This is a genomic window from Synechococcus sp. MU1643, assembly GCF_020514095.1.
Classification (GTDB): Bacteria; Cyanobacteriota; Cyanobacteriia; order PCC-6307; family Cyanobiaceae; genus Parasynechococcus.
Map to the genome: position 1 here is coordinate 17278 of NZ_VTKY01000008.1, position 17765 is coordinate 35042.

At 60.5% G+C, this 17765-nt stretch carries 18 protein-coding genes; 15 read left to right on the top strand and 3 right to left on the bottom strand.

All coding sequences use genetic code 11. The features are described from left to right. Positions 1–4449 (bottom strand): translocation/assembly module TamB domain-containing protein, encoded by a 4449-nt coding sequence (locus FZX09_RS10515; protein ID WP_226402619.1) that lies wholly within the window; start codon positions 4447–4449, stop codon positions 1–3. 66 nt (positions 4450–4515) lie between these two features. Between FZX09_RS10515 and FZX09_RS10520 the strand changes: the two genes are divergently transcribed. The 14 genes from FZX09_RS10520 (at position 4516) to FZX09_RS10585 (ending at position 14331) form a co-directional block, all read left to right on the top strand. Then, the gene (locus FZX09_RS10520; RefSeq protein ID WP_226402621.1) at positions 4516–4953 is read left to right on the top strand and encodes a Ycf51 family protein; all 438 of its coding nucleotides are present in this window, start codon (positions 4516–4518) and stop codon (positions 4951–4953) included. Further along, positions 4953–5354 carry a DUF4332 domain-containing protein gene (locus FZX09_RS10525; RefSeq protein ID WP_226402623.1) on the top strand — a complete coding sequence of 134 codons (402 nt, stop codon included), beginning with the start codon at positions 4953–4955 and terminating at the stop codon, positions 5352–5354. Before FZX09_RS10520 ends, FZX09_RS10525 begins: the two co-directional genes overlap by 1 nt. Before the next feature lie 16 nt (positions 5355–5370). Next, positions 5371–5682, top strand: a complete 312-nt coding sequence (locus tag FZX09_RS10530; protein WP_226402625.1) for a hypothetical protein — start codon at positions 5371–5373, stop codon at positions 5680–5682. Beyond that, positions 5672–7276 carry a CocE/NonD family hydrolase gene (locus tag FZX09_RS10535; RefSeq protein ID WP_226402627.1) on the top strand — a complete coding sequence of 535 codons (1605 nt, stop codon included), beginning with the start codon at positions 5672–5674 and terminating at the stop codon, positions 7274–7276. Before FZX09_RS10530 ends, FZX09_RS10535 begins: the two co-directional genes overlap by 11 nt. A 176-nt stretch (positions 7277–7452) precedes the next feature. Further along, complete coding sequence (locus FZX09_RS10540; RefSeq protein WP_226402629.1) at positions 7453–7725, top strand: hypothetical protein; 273 nt, start codon at positions 7453–7455, stop codon at positions 7723–7725. A 100-nt stretch (positions 7726–7825) separates the two neighbouring features. Further along, entirely contained in the window at positions 7826–7996 is a 171-nt protein-coding gene (locus tag FZX09_RS10545) for a hypothetical protein (RefSeq protein WP_226402631.1), read from the top strand. A 60-nt stretch (positions 7997–8056) separates the two neighbouring features. After that, a complete protein-coding gene (gene glgB / locus FZX09_RS10550; protein WP_226402633.1) occupies positions 8057–10354 on the top strand; it encodes a 1,4-alpha-glucan branching protein GlgB in 2298 nt (765 codons plus the stop codon). Positions 10355–10435: 81 nt separating this feature from the next. After that, complete coding sequence (gene hemE, locus FZX09_RS10555; RefSeq protein WP_226402635.1) at positions 10436–11494, top strand: uroporphyrinogen decarboxylase; 1059 nt, start codon at positions 10436–10438, stop codon at positions 11492–11494. Continuing rightward, positions 11491–12510 carry an NAD(P)-dependent oxidoreductase gene (locus FZX09_RS10560; RefSeq protein ID WP_226402637.1) on the top strand — a complete coding sequence of 340 codons (1020 nt, stop codon included), beginning with the start codon at positions 11491–11493 and terminating at the stop codon, positions 12508–12510. The genes hemE and FZX09_RS10560 overlap by 4 nt, the downstream gene beginning before the upstream one ends. Before the next feature lie 7 nt (positions 12511–12517). Continuing rightward, complete coding sequence (petE, locus tag FZX09_RS10565) at positions 12518–12877, top strand: plastocyanin (RefSeq protein ID WP_226402639.1); 360 nt, start codon at positions 12518–12520, stop codon at positions 12875–12877. A 129-nt stretch (positions 12878–13006) separates the two neighbouring features. Beyond that, positions 13007–13384 (top strand): c-type cytochrome, encoded by a 378-nt coding sequence (locus tag FZX09_RS10570; protein ID WP_226402641.1) that lies wholly within the window; start codon positions 13007–13009, stop codon positions 13382–13384. Then, positions 13381–13638, top strand: a complete 258-nt coding sequence (locus FZX09_RS10575; protein WP_226402643.1) for a Nif11-like leader peptide family natural product precursor — start codon at positions 13381–13383, stop codon at positions 13636–13638. The genes FZX09_RS10570 and FZX09_RS10575 overlap by 4 nt, the downstream gene beginning before the upstream one ends. After that, positions 13638–14033, top strand: a complete 396-nt coding sequence (locus FZX09_RS10580; protein ID WP_226402645.1) for a hypothetical protein — start codon at positions 13638–13640, stop codon at positions 14031–14033. The genes FZX09_RS10575 and FZX09_RS10580 overlap by 1 nt, the downstream gene beginning before the upstream one ends. A gap of 19 nt (positions 14034–14052) precedes the next feature. Further along, on the top strand, positions 14053–14331 hold the full coding sequence (locus tag FZX09_RS10585) for a hypothetical protein (protein WP_226402647.1): 279 nt from the start codon (positions 14053–14055) through the stop codon (positions 14329–14331). Here FZX09_RS10585 and FZX09_RS10590 read toward each other — a convergent pair whose 3' ends face one another. Next, complete coding sequence (locus FZX09_RS10590; RefSeq protein ID WP_226402649.1) at positions 14332–14541, bottom strand: hypothetical protein; 210 nt, start codon at positions 14539–14541, stop codon at positions 14332–14334. 144 nt (positions 14542–14685) lie between these two features. On the opposite strand from FZX09_RS10590, the gene clpB reads away from it, so the two are divergent. Beyond that, the gene (gene clpB / locus FZX09_RS10595) at positions 14686–17274 is read left to right on the top strand and encodes an ATP-dependent chaperone ClpB (RefSeq protein WP_226402651.1); all 2589 of its coding nucleotides are present in this window, start codon (positions 14686–14688) and stop codon (positions 17272–17274) included. On the opposite strand, the gene FZX09_RS10600 is transcribed toward clpB, so the two are convergent. Then, positions 17260–17736 (bottom strand): 6-carboxytetrahydropterin synthase, encoded by a 477-nt coding sequence (locus FZX09_RS10600; protein WP_226402653.1) that lies wholly within the window; start codon positions 17734–17736, stop codon positions 17260–17262. The genes clpB and FZX09_RS10600 overlap by 15 nt on opposite strands. Positions 17737–17765: the final 29 nt, after the last annotated feature.

A 17765-nucleotide genomic window follows, 5' to 3' on the forward strand; every position in this document is an offset into this window, starting at 1 on the left:
TTAGAACCGGAAGAACACCTGCAACTGGCTCTGCCAGGTGCCATTGGCATCCATGGCCGCAGACATAGACGTCGTCGGCGTCAACCGATAGGAGACCGTGGCCTGCGAAGGGACATCGGTTGTATTTGGTGCCATCAGAACGGAGAGGTCAAACTTGTCGGTCAACGCCACACCGAACTCCGTCACCACTGTGAGTGTTGGCGAAATCTGGCCGGAGGTGCGCTCCTCCTCTGATTTCACATCGGGGTTGACGTAGGTCGGAAAAATCGCCACCTGGAGCCGCTGCCCCATGGCATCGGTCAAGGTGCCCAGCACAGGTGAGAGCAGCGACTGACTCAGCATTGTGGCCAAGGCAGCACCACCGTTTCCGCCCAAAGAAGCCAGAGAATTACCACCGATCAGACCCAACAGCTGCTGCTCACTCATCGGTGGTGAGCTGCGTAGAACAAGATTTTCTTTGTCAACCAGACGGTTGGCCGGGCCCGTGGCCTGGACCATGACCTTCACCAAGCGGAGCTGACCGCCCTCGGCATAAGCGCTGCCCGTGCCATTGGAAGCAAACAGGTTGCTACTGGCGATCTGATCGCTGGTGCCCGCGCTGACGCTGTCGGAGACCCTGGCTTGCATGGCGATATCTACATAGGGGACGAGCCCCAAAGAGGGAGTGAACACCGCTGCATTCGCCGCCTGCGGATCCAAACGAAGAGGAGCAAGGGGAGGGATCCAGATCCTGCCGGACTTGAGCCGGATCAAACCTCGCGCCTCCAGAGAGGGATCCAATGGGCCGTTCAACGTTACGGCGCCTTCCCCTTTGAAGCTGATCCAAGGGGGCATCAGCACCTCGATGTCAGGGCCCAGGGCTAGTCGAAGATTTTCAAAGCGGATGGCCGGCAGTTTCGGCATGAAACGTTGCAAGTGATCCGGACCTTGAATGGATTGGTTGGGGCCCATCAGAACCAGAGGTTCCTGGAAGTCCCACTTCTCGGCCAGGAGTTGCATCACCGATTCGGAACCGGGCTGCACCTCCTTTGAGGGGCCCTCAACACCGATAGGAACCAGGCTTTGAAGTCCGCGCTGCCGCCGCCGTCCAAAGGATCCCGACTGAGGCCGAAGCGTTCCTCGCGACAGGGCCAGATTTCCAGAGAGAACGGGTTGCACCAAGGCACCAGAAACCTGCAGTTCGCCATCGGCCTGGAACTGCACGATCGGCTGACGAATCTGACCTTGACTGAGTTGCAAGGTGAGCGGCGAAGTGCCGCTCTGGGGAGTGAACAAGCCAAGGCTTCCCGAACCGCGCAGCGAGCCGCCGCGGCCCACTTCGGCCTCCAGGCGTTGCACCAAGACGCGATCGAAATCGAACAGGATCGAGGCGTTAATACGGCTCAGCTCTTGTTCACCGATGCTGAGATCTCCATTACTAACCACAACGAAGCCATTGGCTTGGGGTTGGTTCAAAGGCCCGCGCAGCAGCAGCCGCAGATTGGTACTCCCCTGATTAAGGGTTAACGAACCCCCAGCAAGGAGGGTCAAGACGCCAAGGGCATCCCCATGGCTGTCCAGCCTCAGATTCAGATCGGCTTCGGGATTAAAGGGAACCGTGCCAGACACATTGATGGCTTCCTTGCTCTCGCCTCCCTTCAGGGACAGATCTAGGCGAATCAACTGACGATCAACGACGACCGATCGCTGCTCCAACTGCAGGGGCTGGCCCGCCAGGCTGGCGGAATCAAGCACAAGATCGGAAACCAGCAGAGGATCCGCTCCACTGAGGTCATAGCGGCCGCGGATGCCAACGCTGCCACGGAGCTGCGGCGGTATAGGAGCCAACAACGCCAGCAGCGAGATCGGAACCTGCAGCAGGGAAAGGTCACCAGATCCACCGATCAGCGGGCCACGAAGCGTGGCAACCACCGGTTCAAGCTGAAGAGCTTTGGCCTGGTCATCCCCCTCAAGCCATAGATGCGCCTTAGCTAACAGATCGGCCTTCAGATGTTTTGAATTGGGGCCATCGATCGTTCCAGACAGATTGACCAGCCCTTCCAGGCGATCCAGATCTGTGCCCTTGCCTGGATTAGTCAGGACATAGGCCTCGAGAGCCCGGCGCGATTGCGCCATAGCTCGCAACTGACCATCAAGCGAGCCGCCGAAGGTGTTGATGAACAGGGTTCCGAGGTCTTCAGCACGCCCGGGTGCCAGACCCGGATAGGTGTCGCTCCCTCTCAACTGACGGGCCAGCAGCGTCAGCCAGGTCACATCTAGGCCTTCGGCTTTGATTGAGCTGTACATCCGCCCACCCAGATGGCCACGGGCCTTCAGCCGGATGCTGCCCTGCAAGGGCGTGAGCGCTGCATCGGCCTGAAAACGTCCATCGCTCAGGGAACCCTCTACCTCGAGGCTCTGCATGGCAACCCCCTCCATCGAGGGTTCAAAGATTGCGGCAGACCCACGGATCGCGAGGGGGGCCATGGCAATACTCCCGGCACCCGTGAGCTGACCTGCCACCGCTTGGGTCTGGGTGACCGGCGGAAGGATGAAACGAAGACCATCGATGTTGAAGCCGGCTGCACGCCAGCTGTAGCGGCGTTGATCCCCAGCCGGAGCCAGTCCGTCCAAGCGCAACTGCCCCTCACCCCGGCGCAAGCGCACGGTCTTGGGCCAAGCATCGGCATCGAGTTCAGCCACGAGAGCGCCGGGCACTACGGGATGCTGGGCCGCCATCGCCAGGCGAGCACCACGACCGAGTTCGCCGTTGAGGCTGCCTTGCCAGCGTTCGCGAACCTGCAGTACCCCGACGCGGGGTTGATCGAGCATCAGGCTGATATCGGGCTGCAGCGCCGACAGCAAACCGTTCACGCGTCCCCGCGCCGCCACCTGCCCCCCCAACGGCGTACCGATCAAGGGGGTGAAGCGGCTCAGGTTGAGGAGTTTGAGTTCAAAGCCGCTCTGAAGTTCACCGGCTTGAAGCCGCCCCTGCGCCAACTGCAAAGGCAGGCGCGCTTCCGCCCGCAACACCGGACTGGTGAAGCGATCCAGCACTAGGGCCGAATCCTCCGTGGACCATCGGGTCTGGAACGACCATTGGTCCAGTAGAGGGTTGACCGCCTGGCCAAGCTTCAGGCTCAGCTCAGGTGAGGCCAACGCACCACTGACGTCGACGGCTCCAAGGATCGGAGCGGCTTGACCCAATCCGGCCTGCAAGGTCGGCACCGCAGACCAGAAGCGAGGCTCGATCTCCAACTCTGTACTGCGCAGATCCAGCTCGGATCCGATCGTTCCGACCAGCCCGAAGCTCAGTCCCGGAGCACTGAGGCGGAGGCTGTCCACGGCAACAGACGGTTGCTGCACTTGCAACCAGGGGGTGCGCCCCTGAGCCTCCAGCGTCAGGGCTGTGGTGAGACCCGTAGCCTCAGGCAACTTGATCTTTCCGTCGGCACTCCACTGGGGCTCTTCCCAGGGGCCCTGGATCCTGAGCTTCCACCGGTCCCTGCTTGCGGGGCTGAGATCTGTGCTGCGCACATCAGCGCGGAGATCAAAACTCTTGTTCAAGGCAACGGAGCCTGAGGCCCGAGCCTCAAAGACTGCGAAACGCAGTGTGGAGGGCTCCAGCGTCAGTTGATCGCCCTTGCAAGCGACGCTGAGCCGACGGCTGTTCAGCGAAGCAAGCTTGAGACGCTTGAGGCTGAGCCCACCTCGGCAGTACAAAGAACCATCGGCCCAGCCGAACTGAACGTCTCCCTCCAACGTCCCTGAAGCATCCAGATCCCGAGCAGGGGCGATGACGGCCCCCAACGGTTTCAGGTTGAGCCGATCCATCCGAGTTCGAAGCCTGAATCTCGGGCGATCCCAATGCCCTTCTCCGTCCAGCCGCAGCGCCCCTTCAGCGTCGACCCAGCGAAGTTCCGATGCCGTGCTGAAAAAGGCTTCTCCGAGCCGAACCGCGCCCCGGCTGCGAATTTCAAGGGTCTGCTGCTGTGGACCGAAACGAAGCCGCGCGGGATCTGCCAACCGGAACTGCACTCCAAGTCGCGGCAGGGCACCGTCACCGCTCAGCTCACCAAAGGTCCAGTAACGACCAGCCTCATTGGCCTGCAACTGGCCGCGCAGCTTGTGCACTGTGATCTGCAGAACCGGCTGCAGACGCCGAAGACTCGCCAGGGGAGCAAGACTGACCTCAAGCCCGGCCAGGCTCAGCTCAGAACGATCCGCCGACGACGGCAAGATTCGACTCGGCCCAATGGCGATCCCTAAGCCCCAGTGGCGAAGTCCCTCGTAAGGACCAATATCCACTTTGTGGCCCAGGGGACCCGAGAGCGTGCGCTCCAAACCGGGGCGCATACGGCTCAGGAAGCGTTCCGCAGCACGGTCAACGGCGACGAAGCCTGCTGCTCCAGCCCCTGTCAGAACGACACTTCCAGCGACCAACAAGGCCGTACGCCGCGTTTTCCCCATCAGACGCGGCGGTTACCCCGGAATCTCGCGCAATATAAGGAGACTGTTTTCAGTCCACCAGACCCAATGTCCTTCGATCAGCTGCTGCTTACTGCCGCTCCCTGGCTGGGTTGGTCTGGGCTTGGGCTCGGAGCACTGACAGCTGTTGCCTTCCTGACCAAATGGGGCATTCGGTTTCGGCTGGTCGGTGTGAGCAGCTTCACCCTGCTGCTGGCCGTGAGTTGCTGGGCGTTCGGCGTGAGCTACACACCACCAGTGGTGGTGGTGGGTGCGGTGCGTGCACCGATCGTGTTCGACAACGGCAACGACCTTGTGGTTGCGCAGGTTCCCGCCGACCTGGCCCCAACCACAGTTCGGGCGACTCTGGAGCAATTGGAGGGCAACCTGCGCGGCTCCGGTCGCTCCAGCAGCACCGTGCTGGTGCGGTTGCGTGGCATTCAGGCAGAGGGCGATGGGCTTGGACGCCCCGTCATCCTGGGCGAGGTGAACAAGACCTTGCGTTGATGCCGGACTTCAACGACGCGATTGAAAAGCTCCCCCAGTCGTTTCGAAGGGAAAAACAGGAACTGGATCGAGCCGGCATCAACCGCTGGTCCAGCATCCGTGGCTTAACAGATTTGCAGCTAAGCCAACTCGCCCGCAGTGGCCAGGCTTCGGCCCGAAACCTGAAACGGCTGAGGGGCATGGCCAACTTGGTCTGCAGTTTGGATTTGCCTCCCCAGGACGCCGCGCTGCTGATGCATGCGGGTATTGCCACGCCCGCTGCTCTGGCGGCATGCACCCCCGAACGTCTCGTGCGTCAGGCCGGGCGGCTGGAGCGCAGCCTTGGAACCAAACGGCCTGCCGTGGTGGATCTGCAAGTGGCCGGCGATTGGATCCGACGCGCCAGGCAACTGGCGAACTGACCCCAGCAGCCCTGCCTTGGCATCCAATCCTGCGTATGAACCGTGTATGAGCTTGAAACTCCTACGCTCAGTTCTGGTCGCACTGGCCCTACTGGGGTCACCTTTGCTCGTGATTGCCGCTGACTCCGACTTGCTCAACAGCGTCAAGCGCAATCCTGAAAAAGCTAAGACAATGTGCCGTAGGTTCCAGCAGATGAACTCCAACGGCCAGTCGCCGTTCTCCGAGGCGTTCATCAACCAGATCGCTGCCAATGAGAACCTTAGTTTTCAGGATGCGGAAATTCTCATGACTTACACCGTGGGGATGCATTGCGACGATGTCCGGTGAGACGAGCGGAATTGTTTGCCGCTCTGCGGCACTGACCCTGTCCGATGGCGTCGTGCTGCAGTCACGGCTGTGGCATCCGAATCGTGAAGGTCCCTGGCCTGCCCTGCTGATGCGGCAGCCCTACGGAAACCGCATAGCCTCAACCGTCACCTACGCCCACCCCAGCTGGTGGGCCTCTCATGGATTCCTGGTGGTCGTTCAAGACGTACGGGGCCAAGGGGAGTCGGAAGGCAGCTTCGGAGGGTTTGGTCAGGAAACAACCGACACCAGCGAAACTCACGCCTGGGTGCGCCAGCTGCAGGAATGCAATGGACGCTTGGGGGTCTACGGCTTTTCGTACCAGGGACTGACCCAGCTCACTGCCGCTGAGTCAGCCCCACCACCGGATTGCACCGCCCCGGCGATGACTGGGTTGGACGAACGTCGCCACTGGAGTTGTGAAGGCGGTGCCCACTGGTGGCACCTAGGCCTTGGCTGGGGGCTCCAGCTCGCCGCCCTTCAGGCCCAGCGACGTGGAGATGAAACGGCTTGGCTGGAGATCCGCCGCAGCCTGGAGGAGAAGCGCTATCTGCGGGACGGGCTTTCACTGCTGCGACGCCATGACCCCGAAGGCATGGCCTTGCGCTGGTTGCAAAGCGACCCCAACAACGATCAGCAGTGGATGGTTCATCGCCCACCGGAGAGCTGGCTTCAACGGCCAATGCTTTTGATCGGTGGATGGTGGGATCCGCATTTGGTGGGCCTTTTGGACCTCTGGCATCGCAGCAAGGTCGCCGGCGGTCAGCCATCTCTTCACATTGGGCCGGCCTCTCACCTGGAGTGGTGGCCGGAAACCCAACACCTGATGCTGCAGTTTTTCCAACAGCATCTGCAGAACCGCCTCCCGCAGGAGCCGAAGCCCAGCCACCAGCTCTGGAACATCACACAGCACCAGTGGGACGCGATCCCCGCAGCTGGCACCAGCGGGCCGGCGTCATGGGTACTGAGCAGCCATGGACTGGCCTGCATCGATCCAAGCGACGGTGCCCTCGTGGCGTATGGGAAAGGAGAGGGAAGCGTGGTCATCGTGCATGACCCCTGGCGACCGGTCCCGGCCATCGGTGGACACCTTGGGATAACCCCTGGCCCCGCGGACCGCATGACCGTCGATCAACGCAGCGACGTCACGACATTCACCTCTGCACCCCTGGTTGATGAGCTTCTGCTGTCGGGTCAACCGTTGCTGCTGCTGACCGCCGAGGCGGACCAGCCCGGATTTGATCTCTGTATCAGCCTGTCGCGCCTGCCTGCAGAAGCCAACCGCGTTGAACAACTGAGCACGGGAATCGTCCGGGTTCGAGGAGAGGAGGCGTTGCAGCCGGCCAGGCGCAGCGTGACCCTCCAGCCGCTGCACGCGACCCTGGCCAAAGGTGATCGACTGCGGATCTCCGTTGCCGCAGCAGCTTGGCCCGCTATTGGCGTCAACCCTGGCCACGACGCCGTGCCCTGCGGAGCACCAAGCCCAGAGCATCGTGTGGTGACGCTGACCCTGGAACTTGCTGACTCCACCCTGCAGCTGAACCCCTTTGATTCCGGAAGACTGACGCTCGACTGATCGTTTGTGCTTTGAAGCTCTCCGCTGCCCTGCTGGCCATCGCTGTGTCAGCTCCCATGGGGTTGATCAGTCCCGCAGCAGCGGAGCAACTAACCAGAACCGAACTCAGTCCTGCCTAAGCAACAGCGGCGGCTGAACTGCTGCTGGAGGCGCTCAAAAACCGCCAAGGAGACGTGATGCATGACGCTCTCGCCGCACCGGTTCAGGCCAGTGTTGATGTGAAGAGCGTCCAGGCACGCCTGGACCAACGCGTGGCCATTGATGCAACCCGCGTCGTCAGTGCGATCCCTGGCTACAACATGACAACCGTTGATGCTGTGGTGACCACTGCATCCGGTGATGAAGGGATGCTGATGGTGCTGGATGAGGACGGCAAGCTGCTCGCCTGGAAGTGGGCCCACCAGACAAGCCGATCGAGACAACGGCCCTCGACTTCACCCTCGACCTAGCGGCAGGACGCTGGGTAGCAGCGCGATCCAAGATCTCCCTGCAGCTACAGGAAGAGTTGGCCCCGGCGCCCTGGCACGCAAATCGACCAAGCTCAGCAAGGTGTCAGGCGGTTTCCGCAAGGTGAAAGAAGCCGTGATCGCCCATCAAGAAGGCGATCAGCAGCTCTTGCTGGTGGCAGTTGCCTTCGGCAAGGCCACAACCAACCTGTTTGTGATCTTTGACGAAAGCAGTCGGATCATCAACGTCGACATTTCCCGAGACTTCGTCTGATCATCAAAGGATCTGTTTCGTAAATCAGGCTTAACATCGCGGCCAATTCTCAGATCTCCCATGGGTGTCGCCGCAGTCCTCGACTGGATGGTGCAGGACGGCGAACGGTTGGCGACTTGTCGCCATGATCACCCGTTTGCAGTACTTGGTCCTCAACCCTCACACCAGGGTTGGACCGTGCGGATGTGGATGCCGGAAGCCCAAATGGTCACCCTTCTTCAGGGTGGCGAAGAGATCGCCATGACCACCCCGAACCACCCCTGGGTGTTCGAGGCACAGCTGAACAGAGATCCTGGCTGCACCTACAAGGTCAGGGTTGAGCGGGGGGGGATCGTGCACGAACAACACGACCCCTGGGCCTTCCGCGGGGAATGGATGGGTGAGATGGATCGCCACCTATTTGCCGAAGGCAACCATCACCACATCTGGCAAAAGATGGGTGCCCACCTCACCGAGCGTGATGGATTCAAGGGTGTGATGTTCTGCCTTTGGGCTCCCAACGCTCTCACCGTCTCCGTTATTGGAGATCTGAATTCGTGGGACGGACGTCACCACCCCATGCAGAAGCGTCTTGGGGGCATCTGGGAACTGTTCATTCCCGGACTCGAGGAGGGACATCTCTATAAATACGAAATCCGTACCCAGGACGGCCACTGTTACCAAAAGGCTGATCCTTACGGTTTCCAGCACGAGGTTCGCCCGGACAACAGCTCCGTAGTGGCTTGCCTGGGCGGATTCCAATGGTCCGATCAGGGCTGGATGCAGAAGCGCGACAGCAGCAACGCACTCGATCAACCGATCTCGGTGTATGAAATGCACCTAGGCAGCTGGATCCACGCCTCAGCCGAAGAGCCCTGGATTCAACCCGACGGAACCCCACGCCCGCCTGTCCCTGCAGCGGAGATGAAGCCAGGCGCTCGGCTGCTCACCTACGCCGAACTCGCCGATCGCCTGATTCCTTATGTGAAGGAAAGGGGATTTAGCCACATCGAGGTGATGCCGATCACCGAACACCCCTTCGATGGCTCCTGGGGCTATCAGGTTACGGGTTGGTATGCCCCCACCAGCCGCTACGGAACGCCCGATGAATTCCGGGCCTTCGTGGATCGCTGCCACGCCGAAGGCATCGGCGTGATCATCGACTGGGTTCCGGGCCATTTTCCTAAAGATGCCCATGGCTTGGCCTTCTTTGATGGCGCACACCTTTACGAACACAGTGATCCCCGAATCGGGGAACACAAGGAATGGGGAACGCTGATCTTCAATTACAGCCGCAACGAGGTTCGTAACTTCCTTGTTGCCAATCTGATCTTCTGGTTCGAGCAGTTCCACATCGATGGCATCCGAGTAGATGCCGTCGCCTCGATGCTTTACCGCGACTACCTGCGTCCCGATGGGGAATGGATCCCCAACGAGAACGGTGGCCGAGAGAACACGGAAGCTGTGCGCTTCCTGCAACAGGCCAACCACGTGCTGTTCCAGCACTTCCCAGGAGCCCTCTCGATCGCGGAGGAATCAACAACCTGGCCAATGGTGACGCAGCCCACTGACAGCGGCGGCCTCGGATTCAACCTCAAATGGAACATGGGTTGGATGCACGACATGCTCGATTACTTCGAGCTGGACCCGTGGTTCCGTCAGTTCCACCAGAACAACATCACCTTCTCTATTTGGTACACCTACACCGAGAACTTCATGCTGGCCCTGAGCCACGATGAAGTGGTGCACGGCAAAAGCCATCTCCTGCACAAGATGCCCGGAGATGACTGGCAGAAGTACGCCAACACCCGGGCGTTGCTCTCATACATGTGGACGCACCCCGGCAAGAAGACGATCTTCATGGGGATGGAATTCGGCCAGCGCGCTGAATGGAATGTTTGGGGGGATTTGCAGTGGGATCTGCTCAACTACGAGCCCCACAAGGGCATCCAGCGGTTGGTGGATGACCTCAACGTTCTTTACAAGGCAGAACCGGCCCTCTGGCGGGACGACTTTGTCCAGTTCGGCTTCCAGTGGATCGATTGCAACGACAACCGCCACTCCGTGATCAGCTTCATGCGTCGGGAGAGTGCCAGCGGCACCTGGCTGGTGGTTGTGGCGAACTTCACGCCCCAAAGCCACTCCCACTACCGCGTGGGCGTTCCTCTATCCGGCTTCTACGAGGAAATCTTCAACTCCGATGCAGCCAAGTACGGCGGAAGCAACCTCGGCAACATGGGCGGCAAACCAACAGACGAGTGGGGCATCCACGGCTACGAGAACTCCCTGGACCTCTGCCTGCCGCCGCTGAGCCTGATGGTGTTCAAGCACGACCCGAAACGCAGCCTTAGCAGCAGCGAGACGGACAACATCGTGTGACGAACGTGATGACAAAGAGGGGGTAAAGCTCTAGCCAAGGCCTCGATTCGGGTAGGTTTCCGGCTGACCTGACCGGGCTTGATGAGCGACTCTTTACCCCTGCTCCTGCGTGCTGCGCGCGGTGAATCGGTGGAGCGTCCTCCGGTGTGGATGATGCGCCAGGCCGGTCGCTACATGAAGATCTACCGGGACCTGCGGGACAAATACCCCAGCTTCCGCGAGCGTTCTGAAAACCCTGATCTCTCCTATGAGATCTCCATGCAGCCGTTCAACGCCTTCAAGCCCGATGGCGTGATCCTGTTCTCCGACATCCTCACGCCCCTGCCGGGTATGGGAATCGATTTCGACATCATCGAGAGCAAAGGCCCCCAGATCGGTGATCCAATCCGGAGCATGGCCCAGGTGGATGCTCTGCGCCCGCTGAACCCCGCCGAGTCGATGCCCTTTGTGGGCGAGGTGCTGGGTCGCCTCCGCCAAAGCGTTGGCAACGAAGCAGCTGTCCTCGGATTCGTTGGTGCCCCCTGGACCTTGGCTGCCTACGTGGTGGAGGGCAAGAGCAGCAAGAACTACGCGGTGATCAAGGCCATGGCCTTCCGCGAACCCGAGATCCTGCACAAGTTGCTCGACCACTTCGCAGAGTCGATCGCTAATTACCTGCGTTATCAGATTGATTCCGGCGCCCAAGTGGTGCAAATGTTTGATTCGTGGGCTGGTCAACTGAGCCCGGCGGACTACGACACCTTTGCTGCGCCCTATCAGAGAAAGGTGGTGGATCTGGTCAAGCAGACGCACCCCGACACCCCCTTCATCCTCTACATCTCAGGCAGTGCCGGCGTGATCGAGCGGATGGCCAACACTGGTGTTGACATCATTTCTCTGGATTGGACCGTGGACATGGCCGAAGCCCTGGCACGTCTGCCAGAGCACATCGGTGTTCAGGGCAATGTCGATCCCGGCCTGCTGTTCGGCACCCCAGAGGCGATTGAGGCTCGCATTGATGACTGCGTGCGCAAGGCCCGCGGCCGGAAGCACATCCTCAACCTCGGCCATGGAATCCTGCCGGGTACTCCAGAAGAGAACGGTGAAGCCTTCTTCCGGTCCGGCAAGAGCGTGATGGACCGTCTCGGGGCCGCCGTTTGACCCGCATCCTTGTGACCGGCGCCAGCGGATGCGTCGGTCAGTATGTCTCCCGCTGGCTGCTGGACCACTCCGATGCGGAGCTGCTGCTCTGGCTGAGAGACCCCGCCAAACTCACCGCTGTTCCAGCAGACCATCCCCGTATCCGCCTCTTGGTGGGAGACCTGCGGGACACCGACCGTTTTGCCCACGAGCTGGCATCGGTGAACCGGGTAATTCACACCGCCACGGCCTGGGGTGACCCCGAGCGGGCCGAACAGGTGAATGTGGTGGCGGTGAAAAAGATGCTGGCTCTTCTGGATCCCAGCAAGCTGGAGCAGATCATTTATTTCTCAACAGCCAGCGTGCTTGATCGGCACCTGCGCCCCCTGCCTGAAGCTCTTGCCTACGGCACGGAATACATCCAAACCAAGGCTCGCTGCCTCAGGGATCTTGAGCGGCACCCCCTGGCCAGCAAAGTCGTCGCGGTGTTTCCCACCTTGGTGTTCGGCGGACGGGTTGACGGCACCAGCCCCTTCCCCACCAGTTACCTCACAGAGGGCTTGGCTGAAGCCAGCCGTTGGCTCTGGCTGGCCCGTTGGCTTCGGGTGGATGCGAGCTTCCACTTCATCCATGCCGAAGACATCGCCCGCATCTGTGGTTTGTTTGCCACACGCCCCCATGAACCGAACCGTGAACCCGGGCAAGGCGCCCTGCGCCGAGTGGTGATGGGGCAACCAGCGATCTCGGTGATCGACACCGTGAAAACTCTCTGCCGCTGGCGCGGTGTGGCCCGAACCCCCGGCATTCCGCTCTGGCCATGGCTGATCGAGACCCTGATCCGGGTTCTGCCGATCGAAGTGAATGACTGGGACCGGTTCAGCATTCGACAACGCCACTTCATTCACGACCCGGTGACGCAGCCGGAACGTTTTGGTGGCTGCAGCCATGCCCCTGACTTGGCAACAGTTCTTAGCGATTCCGGCCTACCCAATCGCGGAACCCCCAGACCCGCGCGTAAGGTCATTGCATCGACCTAGCACTTTCATGCGCTCCGTCATCCGCACCATTGCAGCTGCATGCTGCGCGTTCCTGATGCTGATCGGCCTCAACGTCGGCAGTGCTCAAGCCGCCACCGTTGAAGTGAAACTCGGCATCGACGGCGGCATGCTCGCCTTTGAGCCCGCCACCGTGAACATCAATGCCGGCGACACCGTCAAGTTCGTCAACAACAAACTGGCTCCTCACAACGCGGTTTTCGAGGGCCACGACGAGTACAGCCACTCTGATCTTGCCTTCAACCCTGGCGAAGCTTGGGAAGAAACCTTCGCAACCGCTGGCACCTACGACTTCTATTGCGAGCCCCACCGCGGTGCTGGCATGGTTGGCAAGGTGATCGTTGAGTGATCCAGGGATTTCTCAGGAAACTACGGGAAATCTCGTATTGACTCATATCCCTGAGCTGTGTATCAACCACAGCTCAGGGTTTTTTTTTGTTGGCAACGATGGATACCTTGGGGCATTGAAGGGGTGGAAATGGCACGCGTATCAGGCCTGATCCTGACGTTGCTGTTGATCGTTGGAGCGACAGGTCTGCTGTCGGCGCCGGCGATGGCGATTGACACGATTAAAAGCTCCGCCTTGGAGCGAGGCGAGCACATTTTCTACAGCAACTGTGCGGCTTGTCACATGGGTGGCGGCAATGTGATCCGCGCTAACCGAACGCTGAAAATCAGCGACTTGAACGCCCATGTGGAGGCCTACTCCAGTTCCCCGCTGGAGGCCCTGGAGCATGAGATCGAGGATGGGCTAAACGCAATGCCCAGCTATGCCGACAAACTGAGTGAAGAGGAAATTGTTGCGGTGGCCACCTATGTCGAGCAACGGGCCGAATTGGGCTGGTCCAGGCGATGAGTCGCGAAGCTCTTCGAGACTTTCTGCGGGCTTTGGAGCATCACCAGGGCTTGCGGCGCGATGCGGCTCAATGCAGTGATGACGATCAACTTTTAGCCCTGGCACGCCGCCACGGGTTCAATGTGATCCAGCGGGATCTCTGCGATGACGCCCGGGAATCAGCCATCACCCGCTGGTTCGAGACCAGCTGGATCCAGCGCTCTTTCCAACCAATACCCTCTCAATCACCACCTTCTCAATCACCAGAGTCCTGATGGCCGTTGTCACCCTGCTCAGTGATTTCATCGACGGCACCAGCATGGCCCTAGCCGAAGACACTGATGCCGCCGATCTGAACGCCTTCATGACCGCCAATCAAGGCCGGCTTTGGGCGAGCGTGCAACAGCGCCGGCAGCAGCGACGTCAAACGATCGAACGGCGCGGACCGGGAACGGTTTACTTTGCCGCGGATGCTCCAGGGGCTGCGGCCGTGGAGCGTTATCTCAGCAGTGACACAGGCTCAGCCGAGGAAGCTGCCGCGATGCAAGCCATGCAGACCGCTGGGGTGGAGATCGCCCCCCATGTGGGGACAGACCGTGAACGCGATGCCCTGCTCAACGGCCAGTTGAGAGGCCTGACGGCCCAGGCCAAGGCCGAGGGTTTTGGTTGAACCCATGGGCGATGCAGCGATGACACTTCCTGAAAACCCGCTTGGCCTCCATCGTTTTGACGAACTGGTCGAGTGGACCGTGTCCTACCTCCACTTCAAACATGCCCTGGGGGTGATTGCCTTCACCCCAGAGACCGCCACGCCCTATCTCAATCGCTTCAGCGAGTTCAGCAGCCGCTACGCGACTGAGATGAAAAAACAAGACATCCTTGAGGCCCGCCTTCCCAAGGAGATGCGGGAGAGCATCGAAGCCGAAAACTCTCACCGTGCTCTTCTGCGTGAACTGCTCAACGGCTGATTAAGCCGCGGACTGGGCCTGCTTGGCCGCCTGCAACACAGCCAGATAGAGCTCCTCGTCGATTTCCCGGATGTCGTACTCCGAGGGTTTCACCCCGTGGTGGTGCTCATGCACCACCATCCAACAGCTGCGCTCAAGCTCACCGCCAGCCGTTGTTGCAAGCGCCAAGCCCTGCTGCACGAGGGAGTCCACCAGCGGCTGATCAGACATTGGGAACAAAAGGTTCGGTGAACTCTAAAAAGAAGCCCCGGTTTGCCGCCCCCTGGCGTGAGGACCGATCCATAGGCTTCGGTTTGCCTCCACTGAAGACGGAACAACACCCATACGGTGAACGGAGTTTGAAACGCATCCGAGATGCAACCCACGGCGGAACAGTTCACTGAACAAGCCTGGGCCGCCATCGTCGCCGCCCAGCAACTGGCGCAGAGCGCCAAGCATCAGCAACTTGAAACGGAGCATCTGCTGCTTGCGCTGTTGCAGCAGAACGGGCTAGCTGGACGAACTCTCAGCAAAGCAGGGGTCGACGTTGGCACGTTCCAGGCAGCAGTCGACAGCCATCTAAGGCAACAGCCCAGTCTTGGCTCTCCACCGGAATCGGTTTTTCTGGGGCGATCGCTCAACAGCTGCCTGGATCGAGCGGAAACAGCCCGCGATGAATTCAGTGACAGCTACATCGCCATCGAACATCTGTTGCTGGCCTTGGCGGACGATGACCGCTGCGGCAGGCAACTGCTCAGCCAAGCGGGCATTGACACCAGCAAACTCAAAGAAGCCATTACAGCTGTGCGAGGCAACCAGACGGTGACCGATCAGAACCCGGAAGGGACCTATGAATCGCTTGAGAAGTACGGAAGGGACCTGACGGCAGCAGCCCGTGACGGCAAGCTGGACCCGGTAATCGGTCGCGACGAAGAGATCCGGCGCACCATCCAAATCCTCAGCCGGCGCACCAAAAACAACCCCGTGCTGATCGGCGAACCAGGGGTCGGAAAGACCGCCATTGTTGAAGGGCTGGCGCAGCGAATCGTGAATGGCGATGTGCCCCAGGCCTTGCAGAACCGTCAGCTGATCGCCCTCGACATGGGTGCCCTGATCGCCGGTGCGAAGTACCGCGGTGAGTTCGAGGAGCGGCTCAAAGCTGTGCTCAAAGAGGTCACCGCCTCGGAAGGCCAGATCGTGCTGTTCATCGATGAAATCCACACGGTGGTGGGCGCTGGAGCCACCGGTGGAGCCATGGATGCCAGCAATCTGCTCAAGCCGATGCTGGCCCGAGGGGAACTGCGCTGCATTGGCGCCACCACCCTCGACGAGCACCGCCAGCACATCGAAAAAGACCCTGCTCTAGAGCGACGCTTCCAACAGGTGCTGGTGGATCAACCAACTGTGGAAGACACGATTTCAATCCTGCGGGGTCTGAAAGAGCGTTATGAGGTGCACCACGGCGTCCGCATCGCCGACAGTGCCCTGGTGGCGGCGGCTGTTTTGAGCAGCCGCTACATCGCCGACCGCTTTCTACCCGACAAGGCGATCGATCTGGTGGATGAATCAGCCGCTCGCCTGAAGATGGAGATCACCTCCAAACCGGAGGAGATCGATGAAATCGATCGCAAAATCCTGCAGCTGGAGATGGAGAAGCTCTCCCTCGGCCGTGAATCCGACAGTGCCAGCCAAGAAAGGCTGCAACGGATCGAACGGGAACTAGCGGACCTGGGCGAACAGCAAAGTTCCCTGAATGCCCAATGGCAGCAGGAGAAAAGCGCGATCGATGAGCTGTCATCGCTCAAAGAGGAGATCGAACGGGTGCAGCTGCAGGTGGAACAGGCCAAACGCAGCTACGACCTCAACAAAGCGGCGGAACTGGAATACGGCACCCTGGCCTCACTGCAGAAGCAGTTGCTCGAGCAGGAAGTCCAAATCGCCTCAGAGGAGCCTGGCGAGAAAGGCTTGCTACGGGAGGAGGTGAGTGAAGACGACATCGCCGAGGTGATCGCCAAGTGGACCGGAATCCCCGTAGCGCGGCTGGTGCAGAGCGAAATGGAGAAGCTGCTGCAGCTGGAGGATGACCTGCATCAGCGGGTGATCGGCCAGCACCAGGCCGTCACCGCCGTCGCGGATGCAATTCAACGCTCCAGGGCTGGCCTGAGCGATCCGAACCGCCCCATCGCCAGCTTCCTGTTTCTAGGCCCCACCGGTGTCGGCAAGACGGAACTCTCCAAAGCGCTCGCCAACCGGCTGTTCGACAGCGATGACGCCATGGTGCGCATCGACATGTCGGAGTACATGGAGAAGCACACCGTGAGCCGTTTGATCGGTGCGCCTCCCGGCTACGTGGGATATGAGGCCGGTGGCCAGCTCACCGAAGCGGTACGTCGTCGACCCTACGCCGTGATCCTGTTCGACGAGGTGGAGAAAGCCCACCCGGATGTCTTCAACGTGATGCTGCAGATCCTCGATGACGGTCGCGTCACAGATGGGCAGGGCCGCACCGTGGACTTCACCAACACCGTGCTGATTCTCACCAGCAACATCGGCAGCCAGTCGATCCTGGAGCTGGCCGGCGATCCAGAGCAGCACGGAGCTATGGAAAGCCGGGTAAGTGAAGCGCTCCGGGCTCATTTCCGGCCGGAATTCCTCAATCGCCTCGACGATCAGATCATCTTCCACAGCCTCAGGCGGGAGGAGCTGCGCCAGATCGTCACCCTCCAGGTGGATCTTCTGCGCCAACGGCTGACCGAGCGCAAGCTGGAGCTCAGCCTGAGTGATGGGGCCGCCGACTGGCTCGCCAATGCCGGATATGACCCCGTCTACGGGGCACGACCGCTCAAACGAGCTGTGCAACGCGAGTTGGAGACACCCATTGCCAAGGCGATCCTGGCGGGTCGTTACAGCGAGGGGCAGGCAATCAGCGTGGAGCTGGAATCGGACGCGTTAGCCCTGCGCTGAAAACCAAGGGGGAACCGCGCTGTACGTGGCCGCATTGGTGCTGTTCTCCCGCGCCTCCACGGCATAGCAACAGGTGCGAGCACCATCCCGCTCGTGCATCAGCTCGTTGGCCCAGTTCCAGATCAAAGCCGCCGTCGCCTCCATGCCCACGTTTTCCATCACACGGAGATCAATGGCCTCGAGATCGTGCAGCCGCTGCCATTCCGCCAGCAGGGGATCGTCGGCATTGACCAGAAAGGTGTGGTCGAACTGCTGCCGCAAGCGTTGTTCAAAGGGGCGAAGGCTGGAGAAATCAACAACAAAACCGCAGGCATCCAGCTCCATTGCGGCGAACCAGAGGTTGAAACTGCGGCTATACCCATGCACGAAGCGGCAATGGCCTTGGTGGCGCCACTGCCGGTGACAGCAGGGATAGCCGCTGAAAGCTTTGGTGCAGCTGTAGGGGGTCGGAGAAACGAGCAAGGGGTGAAAACGCGGAATGGAGCACGCTG

Bases quoted from the DNA above. Each gene is read 5' to 3' on its own strand.
- FZX09_RS10515 (WP_226402619.1), bottom strand. From the start codon at position 4,449: ATGGGGAAAACGCGGCGTACGGCCTTGTTGGTCGCTGGAAGTGTCGTT.
- FZX09_RS10520 (WP_226402621.1), top strand. From the start codon at position 4,516: ATGTCCTTCGATCAGCTGCTGCTTACTGCCGCTCCCTGGCTGGGTTGG.
- FZX09_RS10525 (WP_226402623.1), top strand. From the start codon at position 4,953: ATGCCGGACTTCAACGACGCGATTGAAAAGCTCCCCCAGTCGTTTCGA.
- FZX09_RS10535 (WP_226402627.1), top strand. From the start codon at position 5,672: ATGTCCGGTGAGACGAGCGGAATTGTTTGCCGCTCTGCGGCACTGACC.
- FZX09_RS10540 (WP_226402629.1), top strand. From the start codon at position 7,453: ATGCATGACGCTCTCGCCGCACCGGTTCAGGCCAGTGTTGATGTGAAG.
- glgB (WP_226402633.1), top strand. From the start codon at position 8,057: ATGGGTGTCGCCGCAGTCCTCGACTGGATGGTGCAGGACGGCGAACGG.
- hemE (WP_226402635.1), top strand. From the start codon at position 10,436: ATGAGCGACTCTTTACCCCTGCTCCTGCGTGCTGCGCGCGGTGAATCG.
- petE (WP_226402639.1), top strand. From the start codon at position 12,518: ATGCGCTCCGTCATCCGCACCATTGCAGCTGCATGCTGCGCGTTCCTG.
- FZX09_RS10570 (WP_226402641.1), top strand. From the start codon at position 13,007: ATGGCACGCGTATCAGGCCTGATCCTGACGTTGCTGTTGATCGTTGGA.
- FZX09_RS10575 (WP_226402643.1), top strand. From the start codon at position 13,381: ATGAGTCGCGAAGCTCTTCGAGACTTTCTGCGGGCTTTGGAGCATCAC.
- FZX09_RS10580 (WP_226402645.1), top strand. From the start codon at position 13,638: ATGGCCGTTGTCACCCTGCTCAGTGATTTCATCGACGGCACCAGCATG.
- FZX09_RS10585 (WP_226402647.1), top strand. From the start codon at position 14,053: ATGACACTTCCTGAAAACCCGCTTGGCCTCCATCGTTTTGACGAACTG.
- FZX09_RS10590 (WP_226402649.1), bottom strand. From the start codon at position 14,541: ATGTCTGATCAGCCGCTGGTGGACTCCCTCGTGCAGCAGGGCTTGGCG.
- clpB (WP_226402651.1), top strand. From the start codon at position 14,686: ATGCAACCCACGGCGGAACAGTTCACTGAACAAGCCTGGGCCGCCATC.